Below are 14865 nucleotides of genomic sequence, written 5' to 3'. Positions count from 1 at the left end.
CCGCATGACCGGCCTCGCCGTCTTCGACACCGCCATCGGCCACTGCGGCCTGGCCTGGGGCGAGGCCGGCCTGCGCAGCGTGCTGCTGCCGGAGGCCGACGGCGGCGCCGCCGGCCTGCGCGCCCACCTGTTGCGCCGCTGTCCGGACGCGTCGGATGCCGTGCCGCCCCCCGACTGGGTGCTGCAGGCCATCGACGGCATCCGCGCCCTGCTGGCGGGCGAGCCGCGCGACCTGTGCGAGCTGCCGCTGGACGAGCGCGGCGTGCCGGACTTCCACCGCCGCGTCTATGCGCTGGCGCGGCAGATCCCGCCCGGCCAGACCCGCACCTACGGCGAACTGGCCGAGGCGCTGGGCGGCAAGGGCAGGGCGCGGGCGGTGGGCCAGGCCCTGGGCCACAACCCCTTCGCGCCGGTCGTGCCCTGCCACCGGGTCCTCGGCGCGGACGGCCGGCCGGGCGGCTTCTCGGCGCCGGGCGGGGCGCTGCTCAAGCTGCGCATGCTGGCCATCGAGGGCGCCCGGCCCTGGGGCAGCGAGCCGCTCTTCGACGAACGCTGAGCATCCTGCACAGTTGGCCACGCACCACCCCGGCGCGCACTCGGCCATCGCCCCGCCCGCCGGCGCCAGCGCGGTGCGCGGCGCAGAATCGGCGGATGCCGATGCCTTCCCTGCGCCTGCCGCCCGCCTTCGTTCCCACCCCTCCCGGCCTGGCGGCACGGAGCGGCGCATGACACCGGCCGCGACGCAGAGCCCGGCCTACGACGGCCTGCCCCAGCCGCAGCGCGGCCGGGCGATGGCCGTGATCATCGTGGCCATGATCGTCTCGGTGCTCGACAGCACCATCCTCAACCTCGCACTGCCCGGCATCGCCCGCTCGCTCAATGCCAGTGCCTCCCACGCGGTGTGGGTGGTCAACGCCTACCAGATCGCCACGCTGGTGCTGCTGCTGCCGCTGGCGCGACTGGGCGAGCAGATCGGCTTCCGGCGCGTCTACATGGCCGGCATGGCGCTGTTCACGGTGGCTTCGCTGGGCGCGATGATGTCCAGCAGCCTGGGCTGGCTGATCGCCGCGCGTGCCGTGCAGGGCGTGGGCGCGGCGGGCCTGATGAGCGTGAATGCGGCGCTGGTGCGGCTGACCTATCCGCGGGCCCAGCTCGGCAAGGGCATGGCGATCAACTCGATGGTGGTGGCTGCCTCGTCGGTGGCGGGCCCTTCGGTGGCGGCGGCGGTGCTGGCGGTGGCCGACTGGCCCTGGCTCTTCGCCATCAACCTGCCGCTGGGCGTGGCGGTGCTGTGGCTGGGCTGGGGGGCGTTGCCCGCGAATGTGGGGCCCGCGCTGGGCGACCGCATGCGGGTGCTGGACGTTCTGCTCAACGTCGGCATGTTCTCGCTCTTCTTCCTGGGCGTGGACCGGCTGGGCGTGCAGGACGGCCAGGCAAGCGCTCGCCTCGACGGCTGGCTGTGGCTGGGCGCGGGGCTGCTGCTGGGCGCCATCTACATGCGCCGGCAGTGGCCGATGCGCGTGCCGCTGTTCCCGGTCGACCTGCTGCGCATCCCGGTCTTCGCGCTGTCCATGGGCACCTCGGTCAGCGCCTTCGCGGCGCAGATGCTGGCCTACATCGCGCTGCCCTTCCTGCTGCTCGATGCCTTCGGCCGCACGCATGTGCAGGCCGGCCTGCTGCTGACGGCGTGGCCGCTGGCCATCGTCGCCACGGCGCCCATCGCGGGCCGGCTGATCGGCCGCGTGCCCGACGGGCTGCTGGGCGGGGTCGGCCTGGGCCTGCTGGCCATCGGTCTGACGCTGCTGGCCCTGTTGCCCGATGCGCCCAGCAATGGCGACATCGCCTGGCGCATGGCCTTGTGCGGCGTGGGCTTCGGGCTGTTCCAGTCGCCCAACAACCACACCATCGTGACTGCGCCGCCGCCGCACCGCAGCGGTGCCGCCAGCGGCATGCTGGGCACAGCGCGGCTCACCGGGCAGACGGTGGGGGCGGTCGTGCTCGCCGTCATCTTCAGCGTGTGGGACCCGCACCTGCGCACCGGGCCCGAGGTGGCGCTGGGCGTGGCCGCTGCCTTTGCGGCGGTGTCCGGCGTGTTCAGTTCGCTGCGCGTCAGGACGGCCAGCGGGCACGCCGCGGCCTGACGCGGCGGGCCGCGCTCGCGATCAGCGCGAGAGGCGAACCACGACCTTGCCGAAGGCGCCGCGCGCCAGGTGGTCGAAGGCCTGGGGCACGTCGTCGAAGCCGTACTCGGTCGCCACCACCGGCTCCAGCCGGTTGAGGTCGATGGCACGCACCATGCGGTCCAGCGCCGCGCGGCTGCCGACGCTGATGCCCTGGATGCGCGCCCGGCGGCCGATGGCGTCGAAGGCCGAACCCGCCATGTCCCCGCCTTCCAGCACGCCGATCACCGACACGCGCCCATTGCGCGCCAGCGCCTGCAGCGAGCGCCCGAGGTTGGCGCCGCCCACGGTCTCCAGCACCTGCTCGGCACCGCGGCCGTCGGTCAGCCGCACTACTTCGGCCGCCCAGTCCGCGTCGCGGGCCAGCACATGGTGGGCGCCCAGCGCCAGCGCCTGGGCGCGCTTGTCCGCGCTGCCCGACACCATCACCACCCGCGCGCCATGCATGCGGGCGAACTGCAGGCCGAACAGCGCCACGCCGCCCGTGCCGTGGATGAGCACGGTCTGGCCGGCCTGCAGGCCGCCTTCCTCGACCAGGGCGAACCAGGCGGTCAGGGCCGCGCAGGGCAGGGTGCTGGCCTGGGCCGCATTCAGCGATGCGGGCGCGTCGGTGATCCAGTCGGCATCCAGCACCACGTGCGAGGCGAGCACGCCGGGGCCGGGCACGCCCAGCGTCTGGGCGGTGGCGGGCGCCGCGCCGTCGAGCCAGCCTGCGACGAAGGTGCTGATCACGCGCTCGCCGCCACGCCAGCGCTTCACGCCGTCGCCCACGGCCAGCACCGTGCCTGCCATGTCCGAGGCCGGCACGAAGGGCAGGGGCGCCGACCAGCGGTAGGTGTTGCGGGCGATGAGCAGGTCGCGGTAGTTGAGCGATGCCGCGTCGACCTGGACCAGCACCTGCCCGGGGCCCGGCGAGGGCATCGGCGCCTCGGCGCGCGCCAGGTGTTCGAGGCCGAAATCGGTGAATTGCCAGCGCTGCAGCGTGGTCGCGGACGTCATGGAAGCTCCTGTTGTTTGAGGGAGCGTTCATGCTATTGGCGCGCTAAAGTCGCTGGTGGCGCAACTGGATCGACGCAGTGGATAGGAAATATCGCCAATGAACGAACGACTGGCGGGCATCGAGGCCTTCGTGGCGGCGGCGGAGTCGGGCAACTTCGCGCTGGCCGCGCAGCGGCTGCAACGCACCCGCTCGGCCGTGGCCAAGAGCGTCGCGCGGCTGGAGGCGCGCCTGGGCACGCGGCTGTTCCACCGCAGCACGCGCAGCCAGAGCCTGACCGAGGACGGCCAGCTCTACTACGAGCGCTGCCGCCGCGCGCTGGCCGAACTCGACGCAGCCGATGCCGCCGTCGATGCGGGCCGCACCGCCCCGCGCGGGCGCCTGCGGGTGACGGCACCCATCCTGGTGGGGCGCGAGCTGGTGGCGCCGCTGCTGCTGGAACTCGCCGCGGCCCATCCGGAACTGGTGCTGGAGATGGTGTTCAGCGACAGCGTCATCGACCTGGTGGACGAGCGCTTCGACCTGGCGGTACGCAGCGGCCCGCTGGGCGACAGCAGCGTGCTGGCGGCGCGGATGCTCGGGCGCCAATGGATGGGCGTCTACGCCTCGCCCGGCTATCTGGCGCGCCATCCGCCGCCCGGAAGCTTCGACGCGATGGCCGCCACGGCGGCGCAGCATCGCTTCGTGGGCTATGCGCGCGAGCATGGGCCGCATCCCTGGCAGTTCAACGACGAGCACGGCGGCGTGCGGGTCTTCGATGCCCCCGCGCACATCTCCTTCAGCTGCAACAGCCTGGAGGCCAACAAGGGCGCGGCCCTGGCCGGCATGGGCCTGACCCGGCTGCCGGCCTGGCTGGTGGACGATGCCGTGCAGGCGGGAACGCTGGTGCGGGTCTTCGACGAGCCGGCGCCCTACGGCTATGCGCTGCAGGCCGTCTGGCCCCACTCACGCGTGCTGCCGCTCAAGACGCGCATGGCCATCGACCTGTTGGCCAGCCGGCTGCCGCTGCGGCTGGCACAGGGCGGTCCGACTGTCGCCTCGTCTCCTGCGCCCGCGAAAGGTCCGGACAGGCCGGCCCTTCGCCTCGACGACTGACGGCGCGTCGTCCCTGCAGCAGGCGCCGCGCCGCGGCGCTGCGCAGCGGGCCTGATGTCAGACGATCCGCTGGATCTTCTTGTGCCGCCAGATGGCGCGGTAGTACGCCGTCTGCATCAGCAGCATGGCGCAGAAGCCCATTGGGTACGCCATCCAGATGCCCTTGAGACCGAAGCGGTGGCTCATCCACCAGGCGGCGGGCACCTCCACCAGCAGCACGGCGCCGATGGTGATGGCGGTGGGCACCAGCACCGAGCCGCTGGCGCGCATCACGCCGGCCAGGGCCGAGCCCATGCCGAAGACCACCAGGCTCCACAGCATGATGTGCAGCAGCTGCTGCGCCACCTCGATCACCGCCGGGTCGGTGATGAACAGGCCCATCAAGGGCCGCGAGGCCAGGTAGGCCAGCAGCACCAGCCCGCCGGTCAGCGCCAGGTTCATGCCCAGCGCCGTGGCCGTGATGCGGCCCAACTGGTCGGCCTTGCCGGCGCCGATGGCCTGCGCCCCCAGCACCGAGGCCGTGATGGCGATGGAGATGGCCGGAAACTGCACATAGGCGATGACCTGGTTGACCGCGCCATAGGCCGCCGTGGCGGCCGAGCCGAAGCCGTTGACCAGGGACAGCAGCACCACCGCCGCCAGCGAGACCACGATCATCTGCACGCCGGTGGGCACGCCCACCTTGAGCACCGCGCGCAGCAACTGCCAGTCGATGCGCAGGTGCCGCAGCAGGGCCCGGTTGGGCGCCAGCGGGCTGCCGCGCCGGCGCAGGTGCAGGCCCATCCACAGGCTGGCGAGCACGAAGCCCACCACCGTGGCCCAGGCCGCGCTCGCCACGCCCAGCTGCGGCAGGCCCAGCCAGCCGCGGATCAGGGCGGGGGTGAGCAGCAGGCCGGTGGCGGTGGAAATGGCCAGCGTGTAGAGGGGCGTCATGGTGTCGCCCACGCCGCGCAGCATGGCGGTGGAGAGCAGGTAGACGAACAGCCCCGGCATCGCGATCAGGATGATGCGGGCATAGGCGGTGGCGTCGGGCAGGATGTCCGGCGGCGTGCCCAGCGCATGCAGCAGCGGCCGCGTGAACAGCCCGCCGAACACCGCCACCAGCAGGCCGAACACCAGCACCACCGACAGCGCCGTGCCCGCCACGGCACGCGCCCGTTCGGGCTCGGCCGCGCCCCAGGCCTGGCCGATCAGCACCGAGGCGCCGGCGCCCAGGCCGATGGTGAAGGCGATGAAGAAGAACATCACCGGAAAGAAGCCCGAGACCGCGGCCAGTGCATGCACGCCCAGCATCTGCCCCAGGTAGATGTTGTTGACCGTGCCCGAGAGCGACTGCAGCACGTTGGACAGCAGCATGGGCAGCAGGAAGAAGAGGAAGGTCTTCCAGAGCGGACGGTTTGGGAGAGCGCCCTTTGGGGCCGCCGGGCGGGCAGTCATGGAGACCCCTTTGGCTTCGCCTGCGGTGGAAGCGTCCTTCGGAGCGGCCGTGCGGACGCTCATGCCGTCTGCTCCGGCGTGGTGGCCCAGCTGTTCGCGGACAGGTGCCGGGCGTAGCGGGCCACGTCCTCTGGCCAGTCGCGAATCTGTTCGGCGAAGCGCGCCGGGTCGCCGGCGAAGAGGGCGCGCGCGGCCTCCTCGAAGCCGGGCAGGGCGCTCGCGACGGTGCTCAGGAAACGGTAGGTCGATTCGCGCGAGGCGCGCACCGCGTCGCGGTCCGCGTAGACGCGGCGGGCGTCGTCCACCAGACGGCGCAGCGCCACCGAGGCGCCGCCCGGCTGGCGGCTGAGCCATTCCCAGTGCCGCGGCAGCAGCGTGACTTCGCGTGCCACCACGCCGAGCCGCGGCCGCCCCACGCCACGGGCGTGGCGGGTGCCGCCTGCGGTGTCGGCCTCCGCGGGGCAGGGCGTGCCGCAGCCGGGGGCCGCCTCCAGCTCCACCCGCTCGCCGCTGTGGTCGTCGAACACGATGGCAGGCGGGTTGTCCTGCCGGCGGCGCAATTCGGCGAGCACCGATTCGCGCGGACCGTGGGCGATCTGCTGGTAGCCGAGAAAAGCCGTCAGCTGCGGCGCACTGGGAGCATCCATGATGCGCCGAATATTACCCGGCTGAAATCGAGTCTGCAATACGCCCGGGTAAAAATGAACTGGGAAACTGTCCTACAGCGGTAGTGGTCGGCGGATGCCGCGGGCTGGTGCGCCTGCCGCCCCGCTGACTTCACGGGGTGTTGGCAGAATGCCCGCCGATGAATGTGGTGCCCGACGTGACGGTATGCGAAGGATGCGACGCGGTGTTCCGCGCGCCGCGGCTTCGTCCCCGGGAGATCGCGCATTGCCCGCGCTGCGGGACCGAGCTGGCGCGCCACCCGGGTCAGCAGCGCGAGCGCCTGCTGCCGCTGACGCTGGCCAGCCTCATCCTCTTCGCCATCGCCAATCTCTTTCCCATCGTCGAGATCGAACTGCAGGGCCGTACCAGCCAGACCACGCTGGCCGGTGCGGTGGTGGTGCTGGCCGGCGAAGGCATGTCGCCCGTCGCCTTGCTGGTGCTGGCGACGACGCTGATCTTTCCGCTGGCGCAGCTGTGCATCCTGTTCTACCTGCAGGTCGCGCCGCGGGTATGGAAGGCCGGGCAGGCCGATGGCGATGCCGCGGCTGGTCCATCGCAGCGCCCCCCAGGCTTTGCCGTGCTGGTGAGGGCACTGCAGTCGCTGCGGCCCTGGGGCATGGTCGAGGTCTTCCTGCTCGGGGTGCTGGTGGCCATCGTCAAGCTCTTCGGCATGGCGACGGTGGTGCTCGGTCCCGCGCTGTGGGCCTTCGTCGGGCTGACGGTGCTGCTGACCACGCTGCTGTCCTTCGATCCGCGCAGCTTCTGGGGCATGGCCTTCGAGCGCGAAGCCGCCGCCGGAGGCACGCCTTGACGGGCCGCGCCCGCGCCACGCGCGAGCGCCTGGCGCGGCTCGCGGGCCAGGCCACGCCGCACCTGCCGGTGGAAGAGGGCGGCGGTGCCATCGTCACCGCCCACGACGCCTGCCTGCTCGACTGCCACCGCTGCGGCACCGTGTGGGAAGGCGCCCAGCCCGGCGAGCACTGCGGCCGCTGCGGCACACGCCTGCGCGCCCGCAAGCCGGACAGCCTGCGGCGCACCTGGGCCTACCTGCTTGCCGCGGTGGTGCTGTACCTGCCGGCCAACCTGCTGCCCGTGATGATCACCAAGAGCCTGCTCGGCACGCAGCAGGACACCATCCTCAGCGGGATCATCTTCTTCTGGATCTCGGGCTCCTACGGGCTCGCGGCGTTGATCTTCACGGCCAGCTTCCTGGTGCCGCTGTTCAAGCTGGCGGCGCTGGCCGTGCTGGTGATCACCACGCAGCGCGGCAGCCGCTGGCGCCAGCGCGAGCGCGCGCGGCTCTACCAGGTGCTGGAGTTCATCGGTCGCTGGTCGATGCTCGACGTGTTCGTGGTCTCGCTGCTGGCGGGGCTGGTGCGCATCCAGGGCTTCGCCGTGGTGCAGGCTGGCGTGGGGATTGCTGCCTTCGGTGCCGTGGTGGTGCTGACCATGCTCGCCTCGCTGAGCTTCGACCCGCGGCTGATCTGGGACGCCGGCATGCCCGACGACGAAGAGGCCGCCGAACCGGACTGCGTCGCCGCCGCGCCAGCGTCGAAGGCGGGCGCATGAGTGCCTTTCCGCCCCGTCCCGATGGGCGCGTGGCGACGTTGACGGTCTTCCCGCCAATCGTCCGCATGCCTGACAACCGAATCGCGCCCGCGAGGGCATAGGAGAGTGAATGAGTGAACCCGGGCCTCGCGAAGGCCAGACCCCTGCCGATGCCGGCGCGCCCGCCGCGCCGCCTGCGTTGGCGCGCCCCCGCGTGGTACGGCGCCGCGACTGGGTGCCCTCGCTGATCTGGCTGATCCCCATCGTCGCGGCGATGGTGGGCATCACGCTGGTGGCCAAGGTGCTCTGGAACCGCGGTCCCGAGATCGTCCTCACCTTCAAGACCGCCGAGGGCCTGGAGGCGGGCAAGACGGCCGTGAAGTACAAGGACGTGCAGATCGGCACCGTGCACAACATCCGCCTGGCACGCGACCGCTCGCATGTGCGCGTGACGGTCGAGCTGGACAAGAACGCCGCCGAGGGCTTCACCGCCAAGGACGCACGCTACTGGGTGGTGCGGCCGCGCTTCGACACCTCGGGCGTCTCGGGCCTGAACACGCTGCTCTCGGGGGCGTACATCGGCGCCGACGCGGGCGCCGAGGAAGAGACCGCCAGCGAGTTCGCTGGCCTGGAGGCGCCCCCCATCGTCACCCGCGACGCCAGCGGCCGGCAGTTCCAGCTGCATTCGCGGGATGCGGGCTCGCTCGACATCGGCTCGCCGGTGTACTTCCGCCGCGTGCGGGTGGGGCAGGTGGCCTCGGTCGAACTCGACGGCGATGGCCGCGGCGTGGCGCTGCGGGTGTTCATCGATTCGCCCTACGACCGCTTCATCGGCGCCAACACCCGCTTCTGGCATGCCAGCGGCCTGCAGGTGCAGGCGGGCGCCAGCGGCTTCGAGGTGCGCACCCAGTCGCTGGCCTCCATCGTGCTCGGCGGCATCGCCTTCGCCGCGCCGGATGACGTGATGGGTCCGCCTGCCGACGAGAACTCCGTGTTCGCACTGGCCGACGACGAGACCACGGCCATGAAGCCACCGGATGGGCCGCCGCAGACGCTGCTGATGTACTTCAATCAGTCGCTGCGCGGATTGGCGCCCGGCGCGCCGGTGGACTTCCGCGGCGTGATCATCGGGGAGGTGAAATCCATCGGCGTGCAGTTCGACCGCAACGAGCGCGAGTTCCTGATGCCGGTGGTGGTCACGGTCTACCCCGACCGCCTGCGGCGCTCCGACACGCGCGACGGCAAGCAGGCGCCCTTGCCGGTGGAGCCCCGCTTCACGCAGCAGGAGCGCACGCGCTTCCTCATCGGCCGTGGCCTGCGCGCCCAGTTGCGCACCGGCAACCTGCTGACGGGCCAGCTCTATGTGGCGCTGGACTTCTTCCCCAAGGAGAAGCCGGTCAAGGTCGACACCAACCAGGACCCGATCCAGATCCCCACGGTGGCTGGCAGCTTCGACGAGCTGCAGGAGCAGCTGCAGGAGATCGCGACCAAGGTCAACAAGATCCCCTTCCAGGAGATCGCGGGCGACCTGCGCAAGACCCTGGCCACGCTCGACAAGACGCTGGGCAGCGCCGAGGCCACCGTCACGCGCATCAACAACGACGTGACGCCCGAGATCGCCGCCGCCGTCAAGGACGCGCGCAAGACCATCGATGCCGCCACCCGCACGCTGTCGGAGGACGCGCCGGTGCAGCAGGACCTGCGCTCGACGCTGCAGGAGCTGACGCGCGCGGCGGGATCGGTGCGCGTGCTGACGGACTACCTGGAGCGCCACCCCGAATCGCTGCTGCGCGGCAAACCCGAGGACAAGAAGCGATGAGCCGCTTTGCACCACGACGCATCGGCGCGACCGCCGCCCTGGCGATGGCCCTGGCCGTCCTCACAGGTTGTGCTTCCGAGCCCGACCGCTACTACACGCTGGCGGAGCCGGCCGCGCCCCAGCCGCTGGTGGCGCCGCCGCCCGGCGGCCTGGCCATCGAGATGGCGCCGCTGGCCGTGCCCGAGCGCCTGGCGCGGCCGCAGATGGTGGTACGCGGCCCGGCCGGCGCCGAGGTGCAGGTGCTGGAGCAGAGCCGCTGGGCGGCCTCCTTCGAGCAGGAACTGCGCGACGCACTCGCTGGCGGCGTGGCGGCGCGCCTCGGCGCCACCGATGCGACCCGCGGCCCCGGCGTGGCCGGCGTCCTGCCCTGGCGGATCGCGGTGCAGGTCCAGCGCTTCGATGCCGCGCAGGGCGGCCAGGTCGAGGCGGCCCTGAGCTGGACGGTGCGCCGGGCCGACAGCAGCCAGCGCAGCACCTGCAGCTGGCGCGGCAGCGAAGCGGCGCCCGGCGGCATCGACGGCGTGGCGCAGGCGGGCCAACGGATCGTGTCGAAGGTGTCCGACGCCATCGCCCGGCACATCGCGGCATTGCAGGCGGGTCAGCCGGCGACATGTCCGGCGGCGCCGGGCTGATCGCCCAAACTCCCAGGCGGCCATGCGATCGGGCTGCCAGGGGGTGAGACCGTCAGGCGGTCAGGACGTCTCGCCCAGCACCGCGTCCACCAGCGCCTGCACCGACAGCGGGGCGCTGCCCTCGGCCTTGTTGTTGATGGTCACGTAGGCCGCATGGCCCGCGCCGGTGGTGCCGGCGATCACGCGGGCCAGCAGGCCGCGGGTATGCGGGTCGGGATCGACCAGGCGGTTGAAGGGCTCGTACAGGCCCTTGGCCTCTTCGTAGCCGTAGGCACCGTGCAGGCGGTTGAGGTTCCAGCGGCAGACCAGCGGACCGGGCCACAGGGCCCGCAGGAGCGGCAACTGGTCCTCGATGGGCGGCAGCTTCGGATGCAGGCCCAGGCAGTAGGTGGCGCCGTGGGCCTTGAGCACGCGTGCGAAGTCGGGCGTCAGGAACTCGGGGTTGCGCACTTCCACGGCCACCACCGCATCCGGCGCGGCAGGCCGCAGCGGGGGCAGGGCGGCCAGCATGGCGTCGAGCCGCGCGAGCACCTCGGGCATGTGCGCCAGCATCGTGCCCGGCAGCGGGCTGAGCTGGAAGACCAGCGCCCCCAGCTTGGTGCCCAGGCCCTGCAGGGCCGGCTCCACGAAGTCCTGCACCGCCAGTTGGGGGTTGAGGAAGGCCGGGTTGGGGCGTTGACCGCGCCCGTCCTCGGCGCGCACCAGGGCATCGCTGACGGCCGACGGCGCCTTGACCACGAAGCGGAAGTCCTCCGGCACCTGCGCCGCATAGGCGGCGAACTGCGAGGCGGTGAGCGCGCGGTAGAAGTTGCGATCCAGGCTCACGGTGCGCAGCAGCGGATGCTGCGCATAGGCCGCGAGGCCGTGGCGCGACAGCACCGAGCCTTCGTAGTCGCCGTTCCACACCAGGCCGGCCCAGCCCGGGAAGTGCCAGGACGAGCTTCCCAGGCGCAGCAACGGCGGCAGGCGCGCGGCCTTCTCGCGCAGGCGCTCGTCGACATCGGCCGGCTCCACCTTGGGCGTGCCGGCCTTGGCACGGCGCCTGGGTGGGGCCGCCTCGTCCGCGGCTGGCGGCGCGGCGGATGGCCCCGCGTCGGCCGGTGCCGGGCGCGGGGGCGCGGGAAGGGGAAGGTCGTCGCCGAAAAGTGAGTCCTGCATGCGAAGAGAGAGGGCGGGTGCGAGGCGCGGGCATGGCAGGCTGGACAATCGCCCGCTTCGCCTTTCGAGGTCCGCCATGTACCTGCCCGCCCATTTTGACGCCGAGGATCCCGCGCTCGCCGAGCAGCTGATGCGCGAGCATCCCTTCGCCAGCCTCGTGACCAACGACGACGACGGCTTTCCCTTCGTCACCCACCTGCCGCTGGTGCTGACGTCGAATGACACGGGCGAGTGGACGCTGTTGGGCCATGTGGCGCGCGCCAATCCGCAGTGGAAGCAACTGCAGGCGCGGCCCGAGGCGCTGGTCGTCTTCCTGGGGTCGCATGGCTACGTCTCGCCGACGGTCTACCCGGACCGCCAGCGGGTGCCGACCTGGAACTACGTCGCCGTCCATTGCCGTGTGCGCGCCACCCTGCTGCCGGAGGCCCACACGAAGGACGCCCTGCTCAAGCAGCTCATCGGCCAGCACGAGCCGCCCTATGCACAGCAATGGCGCGATCTGGGCGAGGACTACCAGCGCCGCATGCTGGCCGGCATCGTCGCCTTCGAGCTGAAGGTCGTCGGCTGGCAATGCAAGCTCAAGCTCAACCAGCATCGGCCCGAAGCCCATGCGGCGATGCGGCGGCTGCATGCCGCGCAGGGCGGCGAGGCCGCGGGGCTGGAGGCCTGGATGGACCGTGCCGGCGTCGGACGCTGATGCCGATGGTCGAGCCGTTGTCCCAGACCTCGGGCGAGCTGTCCGCGGACGGTGCGCTGCAGGATGAGGACGCCCGCTGGATGGCGCTTGCGCTGGACGAGGCCCGCGCCGCCGCCGCCGCCGGCGAAGTGCCGGTGGGCGCCGTGCTGGTGCGCGACGGCCGTCTCGTGGCCGCTGGCCGCAATGCGCCGGTCGCCACCCACGATCCCAGCGCCCATGCCGAGATGGCGGCGCTGCGGGCGGGCGGGCAGGCGCTGGGCAACTACCGGCTCGACGGCTGCACCCTCTACGTGACGCTGGAGCCCTGCGCCATGTGCGCCGGCGCCATGCTGCATGCGCGGCTGGACCGTGTGGTCTTCGGTGCCGCCGATGCGCGCACCGGCGCGGCGGGATCGGTGCTCGACCTCTTCGGCATCGGCCAGCTCAACCACCACACCGCGGTGCAAGGCGGCGTGATGGGCGAGGAGTGCGGGGCGCTGTTGCAGGACTTCTTCCGCGGGCGGCGTGCCCAGGCACGGGCGCAGGCGCAGCCGGTGCGCGACGACGCGCTGCGCACGCCCGAGGCGCGCTTTGCCGGCTTCGACGGGCCGCATGTCTTCGTCAGCGAACTGCCGGCGCTGGGTGGCCTGCGGCTGGCCTATGCCGACCGGGGCGACGTTGCAGGCGATGGCACGCAGGACCGGCGCCCCGTGCTGCTCTGCCTGCACGGCGCGGCCCAATGGGGGCATCTGTTCCGGCACCTGCCGGACCTGCTGCCCAGCCATCGCGTGTTGATTCCCGACCTGATCGGTTTCGGCCGCAGCGACAAGCCCAAGAAGGAGGCCCTGCACACGCGCGAATGGCATGCGGAAGTGCTGCTGCAGTGGCTGGCGGCGCTCGGCATCGGCGAGGTCGGACTGATCGTGCATCCCGACATGAGCGGGCTGTCCGACCTGTTGGCCGGGCGGGGCGCGATCGCTGGCCCGCGCCTCGTCATTCCGCCCGCGGCGCTGGTGGTGCGGGGTGCGGCCGCCGAGGACGCGGCGCGTGCGTGGGCAGCACCCTTCCCCGACAAGGGCCACGAGGCCGCCCTGCGCGCGTGGGCCGCGCGCCGCCGCCCCGTGCAGGACCTGTCCGCCGACGCGGCCTGCGCGCTGGCCGCGCAGTGGCAGGCCCTCGAAGGGCCGATGGGATACTCCCGCGGGTGAACAAGAAGCACATCTACATCTACTCCCCCTCCAGCGCCGTGCGCGAGAAGCCGGCCTTCCGCCGCGGCGTGGCCTGGCTGCGGGCCCAGGGCCATGAGGTGGAGATCGACGAGGCCGCGCTGTCCGCGCAGCAGCGATTCGCCGGCGACGACGCCACCCGCATCGCCGCCATCGCACGGGCCGCAGCGAGCGGCGCGGACGTGGCACTGGCCTCGCGCGGCGGCTATGGCCTCACCCGGATCCTCGACGGCCTTCCCTACAAGGCCGTGGCCAAGGCCATCGAGCGCGGCACGGCCTTCGTGGGCATGAGCGACTTCACGGCCTTCCAGCTCGCGGTGCTGGCGCGCACGGGCGCCGCCACCTGGTCCGGCCCGACCCTGTGCGGTGATTTCGGTGCCGAGGAAGGCATCGATGAGATCACCGCCGCCTGCTTCGACGACCTGGTCGAGGGTTACGGCGAAGGCACCGGCTGGCGCCTGCCGGCACGCGACGAGGTGCCGGGCTTCAAGCCCATTCGCGGCGCGACGCTGTGGGGCGGCAACCTGGCCGTGCTGTGCAGCCTGCTGGGCACGCCGTACTTCCCGCAGGTGGACAAGGGCGTGCTCTTCCTGGAGGACGTGGGCGAGCACCCCTACCGCATCGAGCGCATGCTGGAGCAGCTGCGCCTCGCCGGCGTGCTGGCCCGCCAGAAGGCCGTGGTGCTGGGCCAGTTCACCGGCTACCGCGCCGCGCCGCACGACCGGGGCTTCAAGCTGCAGACGGTGGTGGAGCGGCTGCGCAGCCAGATCAAGGCGCCGGTGCTCACAGGCCTGCCCTTCGGCCATGTGCCGACCAAGGTGCTGCTGCCGGTGGGGGCCGCCGTCGATCTGGCGGTGGAGGGCAAGGAAGCCTTCGTCGTCTGGGGGCACGGCGTGGGTGGCAGCCGCCATGCCGCAACGCACGACCATCACGGTCACGCGCATTGAAGGGCGGCGCCGGTCTGAGGCCGGCCGTCGACCCCGGCCGAGGCCGCTCAGGGCATCCGCAGCCCGGCGCGCAAGCGGGGCCGGAAGGCCTCGGAACGGCCGAAGAGGGCGTTGATCGGCTGCATCTCCTGCCGTGCGCGCACTTCGCCGCAGGCGGCCATCAGCGCCGCCAGCAGATCCTGCCGCAGATACCAGAGTGCTTCGAGCTCGCTGGCGTAGGTCACCCGGTCCGCCAGGCGGCGCCACTGCGCCAGGAGGCCATGCCGTTCGAGGGCGGCAAGCATGGCGGCACGCACCTGCTGGAGCGTGCGCTCGGTGCCTGTCTGCGTAGCCATCTGGGCCGGGGCCCGGAGCCAGCGGGAGATCGCGTTCAAGGACTTCATGGAGTGATGCGAGGTCGCCTGACGAACACCTTACGCAGCCGCGCAGTCCACTGCAACGTAGATAAAAGTTTCCACAAATTTGCCTTTCCATGGGGCTCTGG

Annotated in this window: 15 protein-coding genes; 10 read left to right on the top strand and 5 right to left on the bottom strand. The window is 72.1% G+C overall.

What is annotated here, in order from left to right:
* Positions 1–4: 4 nt before the first annotated feature.
* Positions 5–556, top strand: a complete 552-nt coding sequence (locus tag L0984_RS02310; RefSeq protein WP_234192149.1) for a methylated-DNA--[protein]-cysteine S-methyltransferase — start codon at positions 5–7, stop codon at positions 554–556.
* A 169-nt stretch (positions 557–725) separates the two neighbouring features.
* Complete coding sequence (locus L0984_RS02305; RefSeq protein WP_234192148.1) at positions 726–2141, top strand: MFS transporter; 1416 nt, start codon at positions 726–728, stop codon at positions 2139–2141.
* Positions 2142–2162: 21 nt separating this feature from the next.
* On the opposite strand, the gene L0984_RS02300 is transcribed toward L0984_RS02305, so the two are convergent.
* Positions 2163–3179, bottom strand: coding sequence for a zinc-dependent alcohol dehydrogenase family protein (locus tag L0984_RS02300; RefSeq protein ID WP_234192147.1), 1017 nt, complete (start codon positions 3177–3179; stop codon positions 2163–2165).
* A 97-nt stretch (positions 3180–3276) separates the two neighbouring features.
* Between L0984_RS02300 and L0984_RS02295 the strand changes: the two genes are divergently transcribed.
* The gene (locus tag L0984_RS02295; RefSeq protein ID WP_234192146.1) at positions 3277–4272 is read left to right on the top strand and encodes a LysR substrate-binding domain-containing protein; all 996 of its coding nucleotides are present in this window, start codon (positions 3277–3279) and stop codon (positions 4270–4272) included.
* Between the two features lie 57 nt (positions 4273–4329).
* Here L0984_RS02295 and L0984_RS02290 read toward each other — a convergent pair whose 3' ends face one another.
* Both L0984_RS02290 and L0984_RS02285 read right to left on the bottom strand, forming a co-directional pair.
* Complete coding sequence (locus tag L0984_RS02290; protein WP_234192145.1) at positions 4330–5709, bottom strand: MATE family efflux transporter; 1380 nt, start codon at positions 5707–5709, stop codon at positions 4330–4332.
* A 59-nt stretch (positions 5710–5768) separates the two neighbouring features.
* Positions 5769–6356: a DUF2239 family protein gene (locus L0984_RS02285; protein ID WP_234192144.1), complete on the bottom strand. Its 588-nt coding sequence runs from the start codon at positions 6354–6356 to the stop codon at positions 5769–5771.
* Positions 6357–6514: 158 nt separating this feature from the next.
* On the opposite strand from L0984_RS02285, the gene L0984_RS02280 reads away from it, so the two are divergent.
* The 4 genes from L0984_RS02280 (at position 6515) to L0984_RS02265 (ending at position 10374) form a co-directional block, all read left to right on the top strand.
* Positions 6515–7186 carry a paraquat-inducible protein A gene (locus L0984_RS02280; protein WP_017760405.1) on the top strand — a complete coding sequence of 224 codons (672 nt, stop codon included), beginning with the start codon at positions 6515–6517 and terminating at the stop codon, positions 7184–7186.
* Entirely contained in the window at positions 7183–7944 is a 762-nt protein-coding gene (locus L0984_RS02275; protein ID WP_370645872.1) for a paraquat-inducible protein A, read from the top strand. The genes L0984_RS02280 and L0984_RS02275 overlap by 4 nt, the downstream gene beginning before the upstream one ends.
* 109 nt (positions 7945–8053) lie before the next feature.
* Positions 8054–9742, top strand: coding sequence for a PqiB family protein (locus L0984_RS02270; protein ID WP_234192143.1), 1689 nt, complete (start codon positions 8054–8056; stop codon positions 9740–9742).
* Positions 9739–10374 carry a PqiC family protein gene (locus L0984_RS02265; RefSeq protein WP_234192142.1) on the top strand — a complete coding sequence of 212 codons (636 nt, stop codon included), beginning with the start codon at positions 9739–9741 and terminating at the stop codon, positions 10372–10374. Before L0984_RS02270 ends, L0984_RS02265 begins: the two co-directional genes overlap by 4 nt.
* 60 nt (positions 10375–10434) lie before the next feature.
* Here L0984_RS02265 and L0984_RS02260 read toward each other — a convergent pair whose 3' ends face one another.
* Positions 10435–11532, bottom strand: coding sequence for a DUF72 domain-containing protein (locus L0984_RS02260; RefSeq protein WP_234192141.1), 1098 nt, complete (start codon positions 11530–11532; stop codon positions 10435–10437).
* Between the two features lie 76 nt (positions 11533–11608).
* On the opposite strand from L0984_RS02260, the gene L0984_RS02255 reads away from it, so the two are divergent.
* From L0984_RS02255 to L0984_RS02245, 3 genes are all read left to right on the top strand, one after another.
* A complete protein-coding gene (locus L0984_RS02255; RefSeq protein ID WP_234192140.1) occupies positions 11609–12229 on the top strand; it encodes an FMN-binding negative transcriptional regulator in 621 nt (206 codons plus the stop codon).
* Between the two features lie 80 nt (positions 12230–12309).
* Positions 12310–13416, top strand: coding sequence for a tRNA adenosine(34) deaminase TadA (gene tadA, locus L0984_RS02250; RefSeq protein WP_234192761.1), 1107 nt, complete (start codon positions 12310–12312; stop codon positions 13414–13416).
* Positions 13413–14381 carry an LD-carboxypeptidase gene (locus L0984_RS02245; RefSeq protein WP_234192139.1) on the top strand — a complete coding sequence of 323 codons (969 nt, stop codon included), beginning with the start codon at positions 13413–13415 and terminating at the stop codon, positions 14379–14381. The genes tadA and L0984_RS02245 overlap by 4 nt, the downstream gene beginning before the upstream one ends.
* Before the next feature lie 47 nt (positions 14382–14428).
* Here L0984_RS02245 and L0984_RS02240 read toward each other — a convergent pair whose 3' ends face one another.
* Complete coding sequence (locus tag L0984_RS02240) at positions 14429–14755, bottom strand: hypothetical protein (protein ID WP_155947375.1); 327 nt, start codon at positions 14753–14755, stop codon at positions 14429–14431.
* Positions 14756–14865 lie beyond the last annotated feature (110 nt).

The organism is Pseudacidovorax sp. NFM-22, assembly GCF_021401245.1.
In the GTDB taxonomy this organism is placed as follows: domain Bacteria; phylum Pseudomonadota; class Gammaproteobacteria; order Burkholderiales; family Burkholderiaceae_C; genus Xenophilus.
The sequence above is the reverse complement of the archived record's forward strand: the minus strand, read 5'-3'. Positions and strand labels throughout refer to the sequence as shown.